The organism is Mycoplasma paraquilae (assembly GCF_048284415.1).
GTDB lineage: Bacteria > Bacillota_I > Bacilli_A > Mycoplasmatales > Metamycoplasmataceae > Mycoplasmopsis.
In genome coordinates this window covers 1-21,889 of record NZ_JBLVZU010000003.1, presented here as the reverse complement: position 1 = coordinate 21,889, position 21,889 = coordinate 1, and the positions used below count along the sequence as shown (strand labels likewise).

General features: G+C 30.1%; 13 protein-coding genes. 10 read left to right on the top strand and 3 right to left on the bottom strand.

Annotated features, from left to right (window positions below):
• Window positions 1-148: 148 nt before the first annotated feature.
• Complete coding sequence (locus ACNQ12_RS01780) at window positions 149-8,602, top strand: ABC transporter permease (protein WP_418037140.1); 8,454 nt, start codon at window positions 149-151, stop codon at window positions 8,600-8,602.
• Window positions 8,602-9,591 (top strand): ABC transporter ATP-binding protein, encoded by a 990-nt coding sequence (locus tag ACNQ12_RS01775; RefSeq protein ID WP_418019285.1) that lies wholly within the window; start codon window positions 8,602-8,604, stop codon window positions 9,589-9,591. The genes ACNQ12_RS01780 and ACNQ12_RS01775 overlap by 1 nt, the downstream gene beginning before the upstream one ends.
• A 93-nt stretch (window positions 9,592-9,684) precedes the next feature.
• Here ACNQ12_RS01775 and ACNQ12_RS01770 read toward each other — a convergent pair whose 3' ends face one another.
• Window positions 9,685-9,897: a TM2 domain-containing protein gene (locus ACNQ12_RS01770; protein ID WP_416756208.1), complete on the bottom strand. Its 213-nt coding sequence runs from the start codon at window positions 9,895-9,897 to the stop codon at window positions 9,685-9,687.
• Between the two features lie 92 nt (window positions 9,898-9,989).
• Here ACNQ12_RS01770 and lysS point away from each other — a divergent pair, with 92 nt between their 5' ends.
• Window positions 9,990-11,453 (top strand): lysine--tRNA ligase, encoded by a 1,464-nt coding sequence (gene lysS / locus ACNQ12_RS01765; RefSeq protein WP_418019593.1) that lies wholly within the window; start codon window positions 9,990-9,992, stop codon window positions 11,451-11,453.
• Window positions 11,454-11,690: 237 nt separating this feature from the next.
• Entirely contained in the window at window positions 11,691-13,499 is a 1,809-nt protein-coding gene (gene lepA / locus ACNQ12_RS01760) for a translation elongation factor 4 (protein WP_418037142.1), read from the top strand.
• A 101-nt stretch (window positions 13,500-13,600) separates the two neighbouring features.
• On the opposite strand, the gene ACNQ12_RS01755 is transcribed toward lepA, so the two are convergent.
• On the bottom strand, window positions 13,601-14,413 hold the full coding sequence (locus ACNQ12_RS01755; protein ID WP_418037143.1) for a hypothetical protein: 813 nt from the start codon (window positions 14,411-14,413) through the stop codon (window positions 13,601-13,603).
• An 80-nt stretch (window positions 14,414-14,493) separates the two neighbouring features.
• Window positions 14,494-15,039, bottom strand: coding sequence for a hypothetical protein (locus ACNQ12_RS01750; protein ID WP_418042120.1), 546 nt, complete (start codon window positions 15,037-15,039; stop codon window positions 14,494-14,496).
• 513 nt (window positions 15,040-15,552) lie between these two features.
• On the opposite strand from ACNQ12_RS01750, the gene rpsL reads away from it, so the two are divergent.
• From rpsL to rpmB, 6 genes are all read left to right on the top strand, one after another.
• A complete protein-coding gene (rpsL, locus tag ACNQ12_RS01745; protein WP_078747258.1) occupies window positions 15,553-15,963 on the top strand; it encodes a 30S ribosomal protein S12 in 411 nt (136 codons plus the stop codon).
• Window positions 15,964-16,024: 61 nt separating this feature from the next.
• Window positions 16,025-16,495 (top strand): 30S ribosomal protein S7, encoded by a 471-nt coding sequence (gene rpsG, locus ACNQ12_RS01740; RefSeq protein WP_305938017.1) that lies wholly within the window; start codon window positions 16,025-16,027, stop codon window positions 16,493-16,495.
• A 14-nt stretch (window positions 16,496-16,509) separates the two neighbouring features.
• Window positions 16,510-18,600 carry an elongation factor G gene (gene fusA / locus ACNQ12_RS01735; protein ID WP_416754523.1) on the top strand — a complete coding sequence of 697 codons (2,091 nt, stop codon included), beginning with the start codon at window positions 16,510-16,512 and terminating at the stop codon, window positions 18,598-18,600.
• 106 nt (window positions 18,601-18,706) lie between these two features.
• Complete coding sequence (locus ACNQ12_RS01730) at window positions 18,707-19,342, top strand: hypothetical protein (protein WP_418037147.1); 636 nt, start codon at window positions 18,707-18,709, stop codon at window positions 19,340-19,342.
• 173 nt (window positions 19,343-19,515) lie between these two features.
• On the top strand, window positions 19,516-21,441 hold the full coding sequence (locus ACNQ12_RS01725; RefSeq protein ID WP_418037149.1) for a DNA gyrase/topoisomerase IV subunit B: 1,926 nt from the start codon (window positions 19,516-19,518) through the stop codon (window positions 21,439-21,441).
• An 89-nt stretch (window positions 21,442-21,530) separates the two neighbouring features.
• Window positions 21,531-21,722: a 50S ribosomal protein L28 gene (gene rpmB / locus ACNQ12_RS01720; RefSeq protein WP_416738512.1), complete on the top strand. Its 192-nt coding sequence runs from the start codon at window positions 21,531-21,533 to the stop codon at window positions 21,720-21,722.
• Window positions 21,723-21,889 lie beyond the last annotated feature (167 nt).

Sequence of the window (21,889 nt, the reverse complement as noted above, 5' to 3'; positions counted from 1 at the left end):
AACAACTTTTATCCCTAATTTATAGGTTTAAAAATAACTTAATGATTTGAAGACTGCTTTTTTAGCCCGCTTTGCTGGAAAAAGCTAACTTGTAAAAAAATAGCTATAATTTAAAATATTAAATTATAAGCAAGAAGAATGGAGAGATATGAAAAACCTTTTTAAAGAAGTTTTTAGGTCTTTATTTAGAAATAAAGCTACTGTAGCAGGTTTAACTATTTTGGTGTTTTTAACATCTGGGATTTTTACTTTGCTACATGATACAGCACAATCAATGAAATTACAATACAATAAAATTAAAGATAAGTCAATTTCTCATGACTTGACAATTGATTTAAATTTATCGACAAATGCCAAAGCATATAATGATGGTTACTTAATTAATGGATTAGCTCAAGCTGATGCGCTACCCGAAGCATATAACAAGCCAATTTTATATGTTGACAATAATTATAAAAAAGCAGTTGACATTATTGATCTTCGCAAAGTCGAGGATGATTTTGTTCCACTTAAAAACTTTATTGATGATCCTAAATACGCTGATGGATACATAAAGAAAACTGATTTCATTAAAATGTATAACTTACTTAAAAGTGATGACGTTGAAAATAGTGTACTTAAACTAGATTACAGTAAAGCTAAAAAAACATTCACTCTTGCTTCTAATTATTCAATTGATTTATTTACTAGAGGTATAAATGATGATTTTGTACCTGCTAAAAAAGAAGTAGAACTTACTTCAGATACTCAACTTCATTTTGATAAGCATTATCAAATTAGCGATATAGCTTATGTTACTGAATCTTTAGAAGGTAAAATTCTTTCTCAAGTCTCAACCATGTTTATTAATGTACTTTCAAAAGAAATTACATTTAATTTAATTAAAGGTCAAAATTGAAAGAAAACAGCCCCGGTTATTGAAGTTCAACCTAGTGAATTTATTTGAACATTAGGCTTCAAACCATATAATGATCAAAAGCTAGTTTTTGTGCAGGATAATAATATTGTTCCAACTTTAATTAGTGGTATTGATAATGCTTCAATAGCGCAATTAATGCAAACTAAGTTAGCTGATAATATTGCTTATGAGCAACTTTTTGGGAAAAATAAAAAATATACTACTACTGTAGAAAAAGAATATTTCCAATTTAACAAAGAAGAAACATATAACATACCTTTAAAATGAGCAGCTAAAAGAGAAACAGTTACTTACTACCAAAGAAAATTATATGAATCTACTTATATAAAATACAGCGATAAATGAGAAGGTGCTTATGTTACTTTCATGAAGCATTTAATTAGCAATAACCCTGAAGGTAATAATTCAATTCCTGCTATGTTTAAGGAATTTTCATATTGATCAAAGAATATATCAAATTATATTTATAATTATGATAACAATGGGTCTTTAGTGGAAAACAATCCTGAACTTGTGTCTCAACAAGAACCAATAGTTTCAAAAGATGAAATTTTAAAAACACCTTTAATCCTAGCACCAATTGAACGTCAATATGGTGTGGCCACTGTAGATGCTGAAAAATTAGCCTTTGTTAAAGGAATAATTGATAAAACAATAATCCTGGCTCAAGATTTCATTAACAATAATAAAACAGATACAAAATATAGTAACCTTATTAGTAAAGTGCAAGATATTTTAGATACTTACCAATCTAAAATAAAAGCATTAAATAATCCAAATTACGATGAGTATAAAGCGATTTATGATGAACTTTCAAATGATTTAAGAGAAGTTATTAAAAATCAAGAAAATGTTTTTACTATACCTGACTTTAATAATCATAGTGGAACAGAAATTCCAAATTATGCAGCATATAAATACCCAAACACAAGAACAATTGCTTTTATGGAACATTATGATGAAAGCACATTAACAGATGCTGCTTATACAAGACTTATAAATAAAAATATTTTATATGATACATTTAGTCAAATTAAAAAAGGTGCTTTAGCTATCGTTAAACAAAATATATATGACAAAGTTAAAAAAGAAGTTGGTGCTGATAACATCGGTATCAAGCAACAATTAACAATTGATTCTTTTGATGAAAAAACCCAAGAAAAAAGCGTTTTCCAATTTATAAATGTGGGAAATGATAAAGAAGAAATTAATGGAATGGCAAATAACATAAACAAGTTAATAAATGAAAAAGACAAGCCCACTGGATTAAACGGAATGGCTTTAGAAATTGATGACTTTTTCAAAACTAAACAACTTGATTATTATGTTTCTTATATTATTTTATTAAACGCAGCATCTAACGTAGTTCCATCTCCTACATATATTAAATCTGATTATGGATTTGATAAATTTGTTAATGTTGATTATAATAATCCAAATAAACCTTCAAATACAGTTTATGGTCAAAAAATTTATAAATTAGCTAACTTTGTAAAAGATGCTAACAGCAATACGCCAGAAAATGAATTTAATAAATTTGCTGAAATTGGTATTACAGCAACTACCTATAAAGCTAAAGATGGAGTTTATTACTATATAGTAAAACCAGTATATAAACAAGATGGTTCAATTGACTATTGAACTAATGTGCCAATTTCTTCTTCATCTAATGCAAATGCAGAAGAAGCAGCAAAATATAAAAATGGGTTAATTCCAACAATTGATGTATTAAACTTCTTAAAAACAAATAATTTAATCCTTAAAGCAACTTTAAACCCTAATGGTTGAGTAGAAAAGAGCTCAGAGTTTAATAATGTCGTTTATGTTCCTTTTGGATATAGAGCTCCACTTGCGGAAATCATGAATGAAGCAATTAACCAAAAAACAATGAGTAAAGCTGTAGAAAATATCCAAAAAGGATTATTGGATATGGATATTGTTAAGCAAGGATTTATAACAAAAGATACTGTGTATGCAATTACTGATGCTGCTCAATATACTTTTGATAAAAATGACTTTGCTGGAGTTTTTGCTTCTGGACAAATCAACTTGAACATTGTTCCTGAATTAGTTATTGATGCTTTATATAAACTTTCTCACAATATTAATGGTGATTATGTTAATAAAATATTAACTGGAATTTTCGCGAAAGCAAAAGCCTTAGTTCTACAACAATCTACAATAGAAGAACAACAAAAATATCTAGAAGCTGAAATCCAAACTTTATACAACTTTTTTGGATTAATTGGACAAAATACATTAGCTCAATATATTACACCGCAAGCTTTAGTACATATTACTAAAGATCCTGTAAAACTTATTGACAGTATTATTAAAGTTATTAACTCAATAGATTTTGTAAATTATACAGATAGCATTATTAATTTCCTTAGCGAAGAATATAACAAAATTAAGGAAGAAACTGTCAGTGACCCAGAAACTGGTCAACCAAGAATAATTAAAAGACAAAGAAAATTATCATCACATCAAATGATTATCTGATTATTAAAATCAATTGATCAAGATACTTTAAAAGAAGGTTTAAAAGAAATTATTAATAATGTTAACCTTGAATTTATTCAAAATAGTGAAGATAGCAATAATCCTTTATATTATGTACTTAAAGGACTACCTTCATTTGTAAATAACATTATAAATAAAATTAATGCTTACAAAGATAGTAAAGAACAATACAAAAATGTACTTGATGGGATTAAATATTTAATTGATGCTTTTGATATTAACATGTTTGCAAATACATTAGAATCAAAATTAAAATTAGAAAAATTCCAAACTAGTTCATTAACATATAACTATATTTTAAATCGTAATGTAGTTACATATTATTTCTATTTAGCTGATTCACTTTCAAATATTGATTATATTTATGCAGCCCTAAAAGCTTTATTTTCAATACCAGGTTCAAATAGAAGTTTAAAAGAAGAATTAATAAAATCTTTAAACCTATCAGACAAAGGTACAAGTATTAAGATAACTGATGATAGATACTTAACGATTCCTGCAGCTGATAATGAAAAATTAGGTTACTTTGATTTGTTGGGCGCTATGTCAAGTAAGTCTGAAAGCGAACACGCAAATAGTGATTCTAATGTTAATAATACACCAGTTGCGGCTCCATTTGGAAGATACAACTTTAATTCAATTTATACTTTTATTAGAAAATTCCAATATGCCTTAATGCAAGGCACAATTGAACAATTAGACTATACAAAATTAAGCCATAATGATCGTTTATTAGCTCATGATATTCTAGGAATAAGCATAGAGCAGCCAATTATAAAAGGGCAAGAAGCTTTAAATAAATTAAACAGTATGCTTAATGCATTTGAAGCATTAAAACAAACTACTATTAATCCTGTTTTAGGCGAAAAATCATCGCTAGCAGATATTATTACTTGATATCAAAACATAGTACCAGTTGCACAAAATCAAACTTATGGATTATTAAGAGAAATTTTAGGAAAATTCCTTAAACCTAATAATGTTACTGGGGATGACTTTGCATCAATAGGAAATGGATACTTGTTATACAAGTTCTGACTTTCAATTTTCACTTCAACTTTAAATAGTGATGCTACATTTGAAGATAAAATAGCATTTGCTAACAATTTACTGGATTTAGCTAATAGCCAAGCTGTTTTAGATGACTTCAATAGCTTTGATTTATTCCAACCTTCAGCAAACAATATTATAGGTTATGAAACAACAGGATTTGGAATTACACGTTCAATGGCAAATATTTTTGAAATGAAAAATCAGTTTTTTGCTACTGATACGAATGGAAATTACAAAAACCCAATCCTAGCCCAATTTGTTAGTCAAAATAGTAAATTTACTAACTTTATAAAAGAAAATGAAATTAATATAACAAAAACATTTGCATATATTGGTTCATCTCATTTATATACAAAAGTTACTTTAAATCCTACAAATACTGCACCAACAGTAGCGGAGGATGATAGGCATTTTACAAGTTATAAATACGACAATGCTGATTCCAATGTTATCTACACATTTATCAATTCAGTTTTAACTAATAAAGCAATACAAGACAACTTTAATTATGTTTCATTCTTGATTGATACCAACTATAATAAAATGCCATCATTAATTGCGCTCGGCATTCCAGATTTAATATTTTCAAACATCTTGGTTATGAATCACCCTGAATTTATAGTTTGATATCTTACAGATACTAATAAAGTTGGTGATTTAGCTAAAAATAATGCTAATATAGCTTATTTAGTGGCTAATAAGATTGTAAATTACGAAAGTTTAATTGCACAAAACCCAGAATATATTTATCAGCTTATTCAAGCCTCAATTGAAAAAAGAGTCCCAAACCCTGTTTTTGAACGTGATAAAGATGTTTCATTAGCTATTGATAATGACATTTTATACAATTGACTTGATAAAACTAAAAATGATACTAGCGTAAAATACAATCCATTTGAAGTTAATTTAATGGATGTGCTTCTAAAAACCTTTAATACTATTACAGGAGTTAATAAATTAACTAATGTTCTTAAGTATGATCAAGTTGGTTCTTACATTGCAAAAGTCAATTATGCATGATTACAAAGAAATAATAAGAAAATTTTTAATGGTCAATTACCAAAAGATCCAAATCAAATGTTAGCGCTTCTTTCATCACTACCTGAAGAATATAAGATTAGCGTTAATGGATCTGAATACATAATTATTGGTGATGATTTAACATATGACAATATATATCCGGTATTAGACGAAAACAATTTACAACTAAACCCTAAATCACAAGCTATAGTATATGTTAACTCACAAGGATTTGATAGAATTAAGCAAGCTTACAGAGGTAATGTTGTTAAAGAATATTTACTTGTTAAAAATTCAACCACTAAAACTAACGCTGTTTTAAAATCAGAGCTTGATAAAATTATTAAATCAGAAACAATCAATAAAGATGACTTCCAAAGGGTATTTTTAGATGATGAATTAGACATGCTAAACCCAGAAAGAAGCATTAGAATAACAGCCATGAAAGGTATTGTACGTTCAGTTGATTACTCAGCCAAAGTGCTTCTTTCAATTTTGGTTACTTTAGTTGCTATATCAATTATCTTTATTATTAAACGTTATATTTCAAATAAAAATAAAGTTATTGGTATTTTAGTAGCTCAAGGTTATACTCCTTTAGAAATTTCACTTTCAATGACTGTATTTGCTTTCTTCACAATATTTATTGGTGATATTTTAGGATATATTACTGGATTCTTACTCCAAGGTGTTGGAATTAAGATTTTAGATAATTATTGAACTGTTCCAATAGAGACACTAACATTCTCATGAATATCATTATTAGTAAATATTGTTGTGCCTTTATTTGCTATGTCACTGTTAATTATAATTGTGTCATTGCGTTCATTAAGATTTAAATCAATAGACTTAATGAGTGGAATTGTTGAGGTTGCAACTGGAGAAGTTTATAAAAAATATGCAAAAGCCTTTAAGAAGAGAAATGTTAAAGGTAAATTCTCTGCTTCATTGGTATTTAATAGTTTTTGAAAACTTTCTTCATTTGGTATTAGTATTATTTTAACCTCGTTAACAACATTATTTGGATTTGCGACTTTTGGTGTCTTTGAAGAGTCAATTAATAAGACATATCAAAATAGAAACTATAACTATAGATTCGACTTATATTCACCTACTTTAGAAGGCGGACCTATTAACCCATATCAATCTAATAATTTAGAAAATAATTTATATGTTCCGATTGGAAATATCTCTGAATTAGACCAATACCAATCAGATTACTTTAAACCAGGATATTCTACAGCAGTTAATATTCTTGGCAAAAATGGTAATCCAAATGAATTTGATGGACATGTTATTTCACAGTTCTCAGTTAATATTATTATTGACTCAGTTGTTGGGGTTGATCCATGAACTTCAGTATATAATTCATTACCTGATTCACAAAAATCTCGTATTTTAAAAGTTAGAGATAAAATCGGAAAAGCTCTAGAAAAAACTCAAGCTGGCATTGTTTATGATGAATATGGTGCAGTTGATATTAATAAAACATCTATTACTGGCTTAGAAGGATTCTTTGAATACTTCCCAGACAAAGAAAACACTATGAATGGTAAATTCTACTATATGCTTTTAAATAGCTCACGTACCGGTTATGATATGAAAGCAATTAACACAACAAACTATAGAGATGCATATAGAGAATTTTTAGTTCAAGGATATAAAACAATTGCAGAAAATAATGACAAAGCAATTGCTAAGGATCCTAAATCAGAAACAATAAATGATTTCTTTATCTCATTTGGTGGTTTATACTTTAATCCAATTTATGATGAAATTTACACTTATGTAGACGGAAATATAATAGCTATCAAGAATAAGGAACTTAAAGAAAAATCAAATAATCAAAACATTAGACTTTATGGATATTTACCTGATTCTAAAGAAGTTAAAATTATTGGAACAAATGGTGAAGATTTACTTAAAAAGATTAATGATCAATACAACCAAAATCCTAATGATAATAAGATACCACTAATTATTAATGAGGTGGTAGCTCAATCATATGGACTAGGAATTGGCCAAAGCATTGAAATTAAGGCTAATAATACAGTTGATCGTTACCAAACCACAATCAATAAAGAGGTAGGCTTAACTGGCGATTTACCACTTAAAAATAAAACTTATAAACTTATAGTTACAGGAATTAATCCTTCATATATTAATAATGAATTTATTATTCCTAAGGCAGCTGCCGATAAAATTGTTGGAATTAATAATATTACTTTCAATCCTGCTTATAATAATGGAGCTGCATTTAATGGGGTATTATCAAACAATCCATTACCAATGCAAATATTAAACTCAGCTTCATTATACTCAATTAGTGGTTACTGAGCAAGTATAGATTCATTTGATACCGAAAGATTAACAGCTAAATCAATTGGTGAATTGTTTGATGGAATTTTTGGATCAACTACAACTGTAGAAAATTCAAAAATCAATGGTGCAATGCGCAACATAGGATATAGTGATGTTGAAATTGCTAAATTCTTTAATCCAACATATAGTGGCAGTGCTGATGTTAATGCATTAAAAGAAAGCTATGCAGCAGCAAAAGCAGATGCAACTAAATATATTCAAAAATTTGCACGTATTTTTGAAGATAAACTTTATGTGCCTAGTGCAGCTTCAATTGATTCGAAAGACATTGAGGTTAACTATACAATGACAATTGCCAAAACAGTGCAAATAGTTGTTACAATCATCTCTATCTTAACCTTTATTGTTTCGATAGTAATTCTAATTATTATTTCAACAATTCTAATTAATGAAAATGAAAAGAATATAGCTATTTGAGCTGTGCTTGGATATAATGAAAAAGAAAAAATAAAGATTTTCTTCGGTATTTATATACCATTTATAGTTACTTCAATTTTAATTTCACTCCCAATTGCATACGGATTAATTTCTGTCTTTAGCTCATTCTTAACTAATGCTGCTAAGATAGCCATCCCTCTAGCAATAACAGCAGCTAATGCATTCTTAACTATTGGGGTTATCTTATTTGTATTTATTTTAACAGCTTCATTAGCTTGAATTGCACTTAATAAAATAAAAGCAATTGATTTATTGAAAGGAAAATAATGAATTTACATCAAGAAGAACAAAACAATAAATTAACTACCAATACTAATAATGTTACTCAAGAAAACACAATCGAAACTCAAATGGATGAAGTGGTTTTAACTAAAAAAACTTCAGATGTTAAAATTACTGTTAAAAATGTTTTTGAAGTATTAGATGCTGACGGTGGTGCTAATAAAATAACTGTTGATAGATCGATTGCTAAAAAACTTAAAAAGGCTTCTAACAAGAAAAGACCAAAAGACGATCATAAAGATCTCAAGAACTTTGATGGAAATATCATTGATGTACGTGATGTATCTAAATATTATCTTGCAGGTAACAGTGTCACTCGTGTGCTTAAAAATATCTCTTTAAGCATAAAGAAAGGTGAATTTGTTATGATTTTTGGTAAGTCAGGAGGTGGAAAGTCCACACTTCTAAACTTAATATCAGGGCTTGATCGTCCTTCGCGTGGTGATGTTATTGTGTGTGATGATAACTTGCCTTACATGAGTGATACTCAGCTTACTTTATTTAGAAGAAAGCATGTTAGTTTCATTTTCCAAAATTACAACTTGTTACAAAACCTTAATGGTTATGATAACGTTGAAACTGGTGCATTCTTACAAACAGATAAAGATAAGAAATTAGACATTGATCAATTATTTGAAGAATTTGATATTGTAGATATTAAAAACAAATTCCCTTCTCAAATGTCAGGTGGACAGCAACAACGTATTTCAATTTTAAGAGCCCTTGCTAAAAATGCTGAAATAATTTTCGCCGATGAGCCAACAGGAGCTCTTGATGAGGCTACAACCGAAATTGTACTTTCATACCTATATGATATAAATAAAAAGTATGGAACAACAATTGTTATGGTTACCCACAACCCTCTCGTTGAGCCGATTGCTGATAGAATTTTCTATGTTAAAAAAGGTAGAATTTCAAAAATAAAAACAAATAATAAAACAGTTCATCCAAAAGAATTGAATTGAACTGAATAACATTTAGCCAGCTTGCTGGCTTTTTGTTTACACCTTGCACCAAGGCCTAAAAGGCAAAATTAAAAACCTAGGAACCCCTAGGCTATTTTGTAACTAAGGTTTAATGTATAGGCCTTGGTTATCTTTTTGCATTCCCGCTGCAGCTAGGATAAGGTCAATTAATCACCATACTCCAAATCCACCACCAGTAAAGAGCTTAAGAAGGAATAATCCAATACGTCCACCGTATAAACGATCAATTCCTAATGCTCCTAGGAAGATTGAAAGCAGTAGGTTTACAACATAACTGCGATTGCTTTTAACCATAGCGCGTCTCCTTTTAAATATTATATATTTAATATAATTATAAAACAAATTAATGTATACTTTAAATACTATTTTATTTTAGGAGATATTTTATGGAAAAATATACTGAACAAGAACAAATTAGACGCAATAAATTAGATTTTTATAAAGAAAATAATATTGAAGCATTTGCTAAAGCAGATGGATTAAAAGAATTAACATATTCTGACCAAATTGAAGCTCAATACAACGCATTAAGTAAAGAAGAATTAGATGAACAAGCTATTCCAGTAGCTATAACAGGTAGAATTTTAACTATGAGAGGACCTTTTATCTTATTAAAGGACTATCATGGAAAAATGCAAGTATACTTTAATAAAAAAGAACACAGTGAAGAATTGGCAAAATTAGTAGCTTCATTTGATTTAGGAGACATTATTTATGTTGAAGGTCTTGTGATGAAAACTCACACAGGTCAAGTTACAGTGAAAGCACAAAACATTAAGTTACTTACAAAATCTCTTAAACCACTTCCTGATAAATATCATGGGCTTGCTGATGTCGAAGAAAGATATCGTCACAGATATGTAGACTTAATTGTAAATGATGAGTCAATGGCGACATTTTGAACTAGAACAAAAATTATAAGCGAAATTCGTAGATATTTCGATGAACAAGGATACATGGAAGTTGAAACTCCATTCTTACATGATTATTTATCTGGAGCTTCAGCTAGACCATTTACAACTCACCACAATGCATTAGACCAAGAATTTGTACTTAGAATTGCAACTGAAATTCCTCTTAAAAAATTACTAGTAGGTGGTGTTGATAAAGTTTATGAAATTGGACGTATTTTCAGAAATGAAGGAATTGATACAACTCATAATCCGGAATTTACTTCTATTGAATTTTATGAAGCTTACTCAAACCTTGAAGGTATGATGCAACACACTGAAAAATTATTCAAAAGACTTGCACAAAAATTAGGTAAAGAAACTGTAGTAAACAAAGGTGTAGAAATTGATTTAACTAAACCATTTGCTAGAGTTGATATGGTTGAAGCAGTCTCTAAAGCGACCGGTGTAAACTTTAGAGAAATAAGCTTTGAACAGGCTAAAGAAGTAGCAAACAAATACGGAATTAAAGTACAAAAATTCCACCAATTAGGTCACATTATTAATGAACTATTTGAAGAATTAATTGAAAAAACTTTAATTCAACCTACATTTGTTTACGGGCATCCAATTGAAATATCTCCACTAACAGCCAAAGGAAGCGATCCAAGATTTACAGAACGTGCTGAATTATTCATTAATACAAAAGAATACGCTAACATGTATACAGAGCTTTCAGATCCAATTGACCAATTACAACGTTTCCAAGAACAACTTGAAGAAAAGAACAATGGAAATGACGAAGCTAGTGATATTGACTGGGACTTTGTTGAAGCTCTTGAATATGGAATGCCTCCTACAGGTGGATGTGGAATTGGAATTGATCGTTTAACTATGTTACTTGCTGAAAAAGATTCAATTAGAGATGTTTTATTATTCCCTACAATGAAAAGAAGATAATTATTTGCAAAGCTTAGGCTTTGCTTTTTTATACTTTTTTCACTAGCGTGTAGACAAAAAAGTGCAAAAAGAAAACTCGCCGTGACGAGTTAATTATTATGCGAAAGGCGTGTATATTTAACGCAAGCAGCGATACCTTATAGATATCTCATTCTTGATTTCTCAAGCACTGACATTATTATACACCAATTTGGAAATTTACTAAAAAATTAACAGAAAAAATATAAAATATATAACATGAACAAAGACAAGATTAGAAACTTCTCAATAATTGCACATATTGACCATGGAAAAAGCACACTTGCAGATAGAATTTTAGAATACACACACACTGTTGCAAATAGAGATCTAAAGGCTCAATTTTTAGACTCTATGGATCTAGAACAAGAACGTGGAATTACTATTAAACTTAATGCTGTGCAAATTAAATATAAGGACTATATTTTTCACTTAATTGATACTCCTGGGCACGTGGACTTCAACTATGAAGTATCGCGTTCTTTAGCTGCCTCTGAAGGAGCTTTATTGTTAGTAGATGCAACTCAAGGGATTGAAGCGCAAACATTAGCTAATGTTTACTTAGCACTTGAAAATGACCTTGAAATCTTACCTGTCATAAATAAAATCGATTTACCAAGCGCTAATGTAGAGGAAGTTAAAGAAGAAATTGAAAATGTAATTGGGATTTCAACCGAAAATGCTATTTTAGTTTCAGCTAAAACTGGGCAAGGTGTGCCTGAATTATTAGATGCTATTGTCAAATATATTCCAGCACCTAAGAACGCTTATGATAGTAAGCCTTTAAAAGCGCTAATTTTTGATAGCTACTTTGATCCTTACCGTGGAGTTGTTATGCTAATTCGTGTCTTTGAAGGAAAACTAAAAACTGGAGATAGATTTATCTTTATGTCTCGTCCAGCTGAAGAACAAGCCTACCACGTAATTGATTTAGGGGTAAGAAACCCTTATGAAACTAAGAAGGATGAATTAGTAGCAGGTGAAGTTGGGTGAGTTTCAGCAGCAATTAGAGATGCTAAAGAAGTGCATGTTGGGGATACAATTACTCTAGCTGAAAACCCTACAGATAAAGCTTTACCTGGATATAAGAAGATGAAACCAGTAGTCTTTACTGGATTTTACCCAATTGATACTAGGGATTACATGGATTTAAAAGAATCTCTTGAAAAAATTTCTTTAAGTGACTCATCAATTACTTGAGAACAAGAAACCTCAAAAGCTTTAGGATTTGGTTTTAGAGTTGGGTTCTTAGGTATGTTACACATGGAGATCTTACAAGAGCGTTTAGATCGCGAATATAAAGTAGGAATTATAGCTACTTCTCCCTCTGTAGAATATAAAGTAACTACTACAAAAGGTGAAGTAGAAATGATTTCTAACCCTACATTATTCCCTGATCGAACATTTATTGAAAAAATAGAAGAACCTTATGTAGAAGCAAGTATTTTTGTACCTAATGAATACATTGGAAATGTAATGGAATTATGTCAAAATAAACGTGGAATTTATAAAGCATTAGAAACAGTTGATTCAAGACGTTCAAAAGTTGTTTATGAGTTGCCTCTAGCTGAAACCATTTTTGATTTCTTCGACAGATTAAAGAGCGCTACTAAAGGATATGCTTCATTTGAATATGAATGAATCGGATATCGTGAATCTGATTTAGTTAAAGTAGACATTTTATTAAATGGTGATAAGGTGGATGCTTTCTCAATTATTACACACCGTGAAAAAGCTTATGAAGCAGCAAGAGAACTATGTCAAAAACTTAAGGATGCTATTCCTAGACAAAACTTCGAAGTCCCTGTGCAAGCTACAATTGGTGGAAAAATCATTGCTAGAGAAACAATTAAAGCTTATCGTAAAGATGTTACTGCCAAATTATATGGTGGGGACGTAACTCGTCGTCAAAAACTTCTTAAGAAACAAAAAGAAGGTAAAAAACGTATGAAAAAACTTGGGTCAATTGAAGTACCACAAGAAGCCTTCTTATCAGTATTAAAAACTAATATTGATCCTAAAAAATAATATTAATCAAAGAATGGAACATTAGCTTCCATTTTTTCTTTGCCCTAGTAAAGAAAAAAAGAAAAAACCTCTTATCGAGGTTAGTTTAGAAATTATAGGCACTATGAATAATTAATGTGACCTGATGAAATATAGATTAGAAATTGATCACTTGAAATAGTATCTAAGTATTCTTGTATTGCACCAGAATCAGAGTGAGTGAGGACAAAATAATTTAATTTTTCGTCATGAGTCATATCTACAACTCGATTTAGATATACTTGTGCCATAATTGAACGCATATATCTAATTAGCATACCTGAAATGAAAGGCATCAAGAAACAGACAATACAAATAAGGACAATAGACCAAGTTGGATAGCGATAAATATTATGGTTTGCTACTAAAAAAATACTCATTGTGACAAAAAAAGCATGAGCAAAGCCGATAAAGAATGGCATAAAAGTAGCAAGAACAAAAAGTTTTTTGCAATTAGCTTGGTCCTTATAATTTAAATAGTTCTCTAATTGAGAAGTATCAATAGACTTCCATTTATCAAGATTATAAATAGTTTCAGGATCTTGGTCAAAAGTAGGGCGACCACCTAGTTTCCCGATTGAATAAATAAATGAAAAGACTTGTCAGATGCAAAGCCAAAAAGGGTGCTTAATTATTTGATCTTTTTTAGTATAAGAATAATTAATAGAATCAATTCTTAAAATTTCTTTATGATTAAGTGCTAAATTAATGAGATGAAAAAGCAAAAAGAAGCCTGAAATAGAAGCAAAAGCTATGATTCAATTTAGGATAGAGTTGATTTTATTAAAATGATACATAGTCAAGATTGATAGTCCTACATTAAGGCAGAAACCTGATATAGCAGGGAAACAAATAGGCACTACATAAAGTTTAAAAATCTTACTTTTAGTTTTCATTTTTACTCCTTTCCTTTATTTAACTAATATTTTTAAGATATAAGAAATAGCTATTTAGGTATTTATTTTTAGCATGCTTGCTAAATAAATTCTTTGAATTCTTTGAATTCTTTGCTTGCGATTGTTTGCAAATACTTTTTAGATCTATCGGGAGAGATAAAATAGCATTCAACCTTTCAAGCTATGTCAGTATCATGTATTCTATTTAAACTTATTTCTAAAAATCATTGAGATATTGTGCTCTTAAAATAAATTATTATAAACACCATCATAAATAAAAAGCATAATAATGCAACAGCTATAATAGGACTAGTAATGCGGAGTCATGAATATGATACTGTATCAATCAGTACTGTTATAAAAGATAAAATCATTCCTAATAAAAGTCCCATAACTAGAGGCATAAAAAGCATTAGATGATTAATTTTTTTAGAGTTAATATAATCTTTATATTTAAAGTAGCGATTTATTTCATTTTCATCTGTAGGCTTGAATATTTCTGATTCAGTTAAATTGATTTTTATTTTCCTTATAAGCGTTTTGACATAACAAAATAGAACATGTGGCTTTATAAAATGGATGAGCAAAATAAAGTTTCTCTCGATTTCAATCATAATGAGTTGCATTAATTCTTAAAACTGTTTTGGGATAACTTACTCAATTTATAATATAAAAAATTAGAAATAGACCTAATAAAATAGAAAATACTATAGTTAGATATTTGAAAGCTATTTGATGCTTAGTTAAATGCAAAATTAAGCTAGTTGTATCAATACATAGTAATAAGCCTATTAAAAATTGAATTCATATAGGCATCCAGTAGCAAAATATGGTCTTAGTTTTTGACATCAAACCCCCTTATAGTATGCCTTTTATTAGCCTAATTAATAAATGATACATGATTCTTAACCTTTGTAAGCAAAATGAAAAATAAAACAATTTAATTTAGTTTATTTTGAGAAATTAAAAGGTACTTTTAGTAAAGTATCCCTAAAAATAGGAATAAAAAAAATAAAAAAGTTTGACACACTCGGCTAAGTTGTTATATAATAGTTTTGCTATTTTAGATAGCCTAAAATTTTTATTAGAATTAATCTTATTTTTATTACAAACATAAAATAAACGAAAGGAAGCAAAAAATGCCAACAACTAATCAATTAGTTACAAATGGTCGTAGCTCAAAAACAAGAAAGCAAAATGCTCCTGCATTAAGCTTAAGCTACAACTCATTAATCAAAAAAGCTAAAAAAATGGCTTCACCATTTAAACGTGGTGTATGTACTCGTGTTGCAACAATGACACCTAAAAAACCTAACTCAGCTTTACGTAAATATGCTCGTGTTAAGTTATCAAACGGAATGGAAGTTACAGCTTACATCCCTGGTGAAGGACACAACTTACAAGAACACTCTGTTGTTTTAATCCGTGGAGGTCGTGTTAAAGACTTACCTGGGGTTAGATACCACATCGTTCGTGGAACACAAGATGCTGCTGGTGTAGCAAAACGTAACCAAGGACGTAGTTTATACGGAGCTAAAAAAGCTAAATAATAAAAGCATAATTTTATTGAATTAATAACATAAAACACATTAAAAAATTAGGAGGACAATTATGTCAAGAAAGAAAAGTGCACCTATCCGTGAAGTACTTGCAGATCCAGTTTTTAATTCTGTAATCGTTACAAAATTAATTAACCAAATTATGCTTGACGGAAAGAAATCAATTGCTCAAGATATTTTATATTCAGCATTTAACATTATCAAAGAAAAAACAAATAGAGAACCAATGGAAGTTTTCTTAGAAGCTGTGGAAAACATTACTCCACAATTAGAAATTAGAACAAGAAGAATTGGTGGAACAAACTACCAAGTTCCTACAGAAGTTTCTCCACGTAGAAAACAAACATTAGCACTTAGATGATTAGTGCAATACTCTAGATTAAGAAACGAAAAAACAATGGACGTTCGTTTAGCTAACGAAATCATTGACGCATCAAACAAAACAGGTGGAGCTATCAAGAAACGTGAAGACACACATAAAATGGCAGAAGCTAACCGTGCTTTCGCTCATTTCAGATGATAGTTTTATAGGAATATATGGCTAGAGAATATGAATTAAAAGATTACCGTAACATCGGTATTATGGCCCACATTGATGCAGGTAAAACAACAACTACAGAAAGAATCTTATTCCACACAGGAAAAATTCACAAAATTGGTGAAACACACGATGGTGCTTCACAAATGGACTGAATGGCTCAAGAACAAGAACGTGGAATTACAATTACATCAGCTGCTACAACAGCTTTCTGAAAAGGAAAAAGAATTAACATTATCGATACTCCAGGGCACGTTGACTTTACAGTTGAAGTTGAACGTTCACTTCGTGTATTAGATGGTGCTGTAGCTGTACTTGACGCCCAATCAGGTGTTGAACCACAAACAGAAACAGTTTGAAGACAAGCTACAAACTACAAAGTTCCACGTATCGTTTACGTTAACAAAATGGATAAAGCTGGTGCAGACTTTGCTGCTTCAGTTGCTTCAGTTAAACATCGTTTAGGTGGAAACGCAGTTGCTATCCAATGACCTATTGGTGCAGAATCAGACTTCGAAGGAATTATCGACTTAGTTACTTTAGAAGCTATTAAATACAACGGTGAAGCTCAAGAAGAAGAATTCCCAACAGAAATCCCAGCTCACTTAGTTGACATCGTTAAGGAAAAACGTCAAGAATTATTAGAAGCTGTTGCTAACTTTGACGAAGACATGATGATGGTTGTTTTAGAAGGTGGAGATGTTACAGTTGAAGACTTCAAGAAAGCTATCAGAAAAGCTACATTAACATCAGAATTCTTCCCAGTAGTATGTGGTACATCATTCAAAAACAAAGGTGTTAAGAGAATGATTGATGCTGTAGTTGACTACTTACCATCACCACTTGATGTTCCAGCTATCCCAGCTTACGATGGAGAACACACAGTTAACGTTGAAGCTACAGATGATGGATACTTCGCTGGTTTAGCATTCAAAGTTATGACTGACCCATATGTTGGATCATTAACATTCTTCAGAGTTTACCGTGGAGTTCTAGAAAAAGGAAGCTACGTATACAACTCAACTAAAGAACAAAAAGAACGTATCGGACGTATCTTACAAATGCACGCAAACAACCGTGTTGAAATCGATGAATGTCGTGCAGGAGATATTGCTGCTGCAGTTGGACTTAAATATACAACAACAGGTGATACTTTAATTGATGAAAAATCACCAAAAATCGTTCTAGAAAAAATGGTTTTCCCAGAACCAGTTATCTCACAAGCTCTTGAACCAGAATCAAAAGCTGCTACAGAAAAACTTTCATTAGGACTTCAAAAATTAGCTGCTGAAGACCCTACATTTAGAACATACACAGACGAAGAAACAGGACAAACAATCATTGCTGGTATGGGTGAATTACACCTTGATATCATCGTTGATCGTTTAAAACGTGAATTCGGTGTTAAAGCTAAAGTTGGAGCGCCTCAAGTTTCATACCGTGAAACAATTACAATTCCAGCTGAAGTTGAAGGAAAACACATCAAACAATCTGGTGGTAAAGGACAATACGGACACGTATGAATTAAATTTGAACCAAACCCAGATGGTGGATTCGAATTCGTTGATAAAATCGTTGGTGGTAAAATTCCTAAAGAATACATTAAATCAATCCAAAAAGGACTTGAAGAAAAAATGGCTGCTGGTATTTTAGCAGGTTACCCAATGATCGACATTAAAGCTACATTATTTGATGGATCATACCACGATGTCGACTCTTCTGAAATGGCTTACAAAATTGCTGCTTCTAAAGCACTTACAAAAGCTAAAGACAAAATTGGTACAGTATTACTTGAACCTATCATGGATGTTGCAGTAGTTGTTCCTGCAGACCACATGGGGGATGTAATTGGTGACTTATCACGTCGTAGAGGACTTGTTAACGACCAAGAACAAAGAAACGATGGAGCTGTTATTGTTAAAGCTATGGTTCCACTTTCAGAAATGTTTGGATACTCAACAGAACTTAGATCTATGACAAGTGGTCGTGGAACATACCAAATGCAATTCGATCACTATGAAAAATGTCCTAAATCAATCGCTGATGAAATCATCAAACGTAGAAACATTCAAGATAAAGATGAAGATTAATTATCATTCATTTAATAATTTAGGTTGGCTTTAGCCAGCCTTTTTTATACTTTTTTCACTATCTACTTGTTTTTTTTGTAGAATCGATTTGGAGGAGATCTATTTTATGGGATTAACATCAATACAAAAACAAAGATTAATAAATAACTTAGATGAAACGATTAGCCAAATTAATTATAAAAGAAAAAATGAATACAAAGTAATTGACGCGCTTAAGAACAAAGCATGATTTTGAACATTTGTGATAATAATGCCGATAATTGGTTTCTTAATATTTATTGCAGCGGTTGTATGATTTGCAGAATTACAGTCTCAGCCTGGTGCGAAATTTGCTAATAAAGTTTTTGGCGCATATAATGATAGCCAAATTTTATGTATTGTAATTATGGTGCTAGGATGTGCATTAATAGTTTTATCACTATTAGAATATATTGGGGGAATAAAAAAAGCTGGAAAGTTAGCTGTTTCACTAAATGATATTATTACAAATAATAAAGCTTTTAAATTTTATGGAAAAGTTGATAGTAGAGTTAAAAAAATTTGTGATGTCACATCAGTAGATTTATCACGTCAAACAGCAAAAGCTAATTTTTGAATTGAATTAGATAAAGATTTATCTCAAGCAGTAGATGCATTAGAACAACTTAAAAATCAACTTATGCTTAATTCTGATGATTTTATTGAACAAATTTCTAGTAAAACAGGTGAAGATGCGTTAATATTTTTTTCTGACACAATTTAGTTAAATATTTTTTATACACTTACTATGCCATTTTAAAGATAAATGGCATTTTTCTTTATAAATAACAAGATTTAAATGTATTAGATTTTTTGAAATCGATATTTTAGTTAGACGTCCACAATTAGTAAGAAATGATATAAAAAATAAAGCAAAAAAGCTTTATAATTAATTTTATGAGTAAAACACAAGAATATAATGCAAGTAGTATTCAGCAATTAAAAGGATTAGAAGCTGTTAGAAAAAGACCAGGAATGTACATTGGAGGAACTGATGTGCATGGTTTACACCATTTAGTTTGAGAAATTGTTGATAATGCAATTGATGAGGCACTAGCAGGATATGCTACAAATATTGATGTTATTTTACATGAAGATGACTCAGTGGAAGTTATTGATAATGGACGTGGAATCCCAGTTGATAAAATGAAGGGCCAAAATCGTACAGCAGTAGAGTTAATTTTTACAGAATTACATGCTGGTGGTAAGTTTAATTCAGGAGCTTATAAAACTTCCGGAGGATTACATGGAGTTGGTTCTTCTGTAGTTAATGCTTTATCAACTAAACTAGTTGCCACAGTAGCTCGTGATAAAAAAGTTTATGAAACTATATTCCAACAAGATACTATATTAGTGCATACACATGAAATTGGAGTAAGTAAAAGCAATTGAACTTCAATTCGTTTCTGACCTGATTATGCATTCTTCAAGCGTGCTAAACTAAGTTTTGATAAAATTTCTGAAAGATTAAAAGAAAGCTCATTTTTAATTTCTAATTTGAAAATTACTTTAGATGATCGTAAGAATAATAAAAAAGAAGTATATGAATATTCAAAAGGTCTTGAATCATTTTTAAATTTTATTAATGATTCAAAAATTAGCATTACTGCACCAGTCTCATATAAGGATAGCAAAAAAGATATTGAAGTAGATTTTGCTTTCCAATGAACCGATTTATATAATGAAATCATTTTAAGTTTTGTTAATAATGTTAAAACTCGTGATGGTGGAACCCATGAAATGGGACTAAAAACAGCTTTTACTAAAACATTTAATGAGTTCGCAATTCGTGAAGGTATTGTTAAAAATGGTAAATTATTTGAGGGCGATGACATTAGAGAAGGACTTTCATGCATCATCTCATTAAAGATTCCTGAAAATTTACTTGAGTTTGTTGGACAAACTAAAGATAAATTAGGCACCCCTGAAGCAAAAAATGTAGTTGAAGAAGTAGTTTCTAAATATTTAGAAATTTGAATTAATGAAAATAAAACAGCTGCAAAAGATGTTTTAGACAAAGTAAAACGAGCTTATGAACTTCGTATGGAAGAAAGAAAGCTGAGAGAAGAAAGCCGAAAAACTAAAAAGATTGCAAGTGAAAAATTGATCCTAAGTGATAAGTTAACCCCAGCAACTTCTAAAAATTCTGAGGAAAAAGAATTATTTCTTGTTGAGGGAGACTCAGCTGGTGGTAGCGCCAAAAGTGGACGCGATAGAAAATTCCAAGCTATTTTACCTTTAAGAGGAAAGGTAATTAATTCTGAAAAGAAAAAGATCAGTGAAGTGTTAAAAAATATTGAAATTAGTACAATTATTAACACAATTGGGGCTGGTTTTGGGAAAGACTTTGATTTAGAAAAAGCACAATATAATAAAATAATTATTATGACCGATGCTGATACCGATGGTGCCCATATTCAAGTTTTACTATTAACTTTTTTCTATCGTTTTATGAAACAATTAATTGAAAAAGGGCATGTTTATATTGCTCTCCCCCCTTTATATAAAGTAAGTGGAAAAACTTCTAAGAAAATTCAGTATGCTTGAGATGAGGAACAACTTAAGGATATTTTAGAAACTATTAAAGAACCATATGAACTGCAAAGATATAAAGGTCTTGGAGAAATGAATGCCGATCAATTATGAGAAACGACAATGAACCCAAAGACCCGTACTTTAATCCAAGCAACTATTGAAGATGCTTCATTAGCTGAAAGAAGAGTTAGTGTACTTATGGGGGAAAATGCAGAATTCAGAAAAGATTGAATTGATAACAATGTAGATTTCTCAAATGAAGATGATTTTTTTGAACAAGTTTTATAAAAAAAATTTTTTTGTTATAATAAATGCAATTTAATTTATAATAATCTCGATAATCGATTTTAATTAGCTAACTAAAGAAAGGATTATTTATGTCAAGAAGAGATGTTCTAACAGGAAAAGGACCTCAATCAGGAAACAAACGTTCTCACGCTTTAAATGCATCAAAGAGAAAATTTAATCCTAACTTACAAAAAGTAAGAGTAATGATTGATGGTCAAAAAATGACTCTTAAAGTTAGTGCTAAAACACTAAAGACTTTAAAAAACAAAGGAATGATATAATAAAAAAATCATTCGTTCGAACGATAATAAAAAAATACCAAAAAAGGTATTTTTTTATTTTGCATTTTAAAAATCTGTTATATAATAATATCGCTTGTTAGATAAACAAACACAAAAGTTCTTTGAAAACTAGATATATACAATGTACATGACAGTCAATTTTTTCG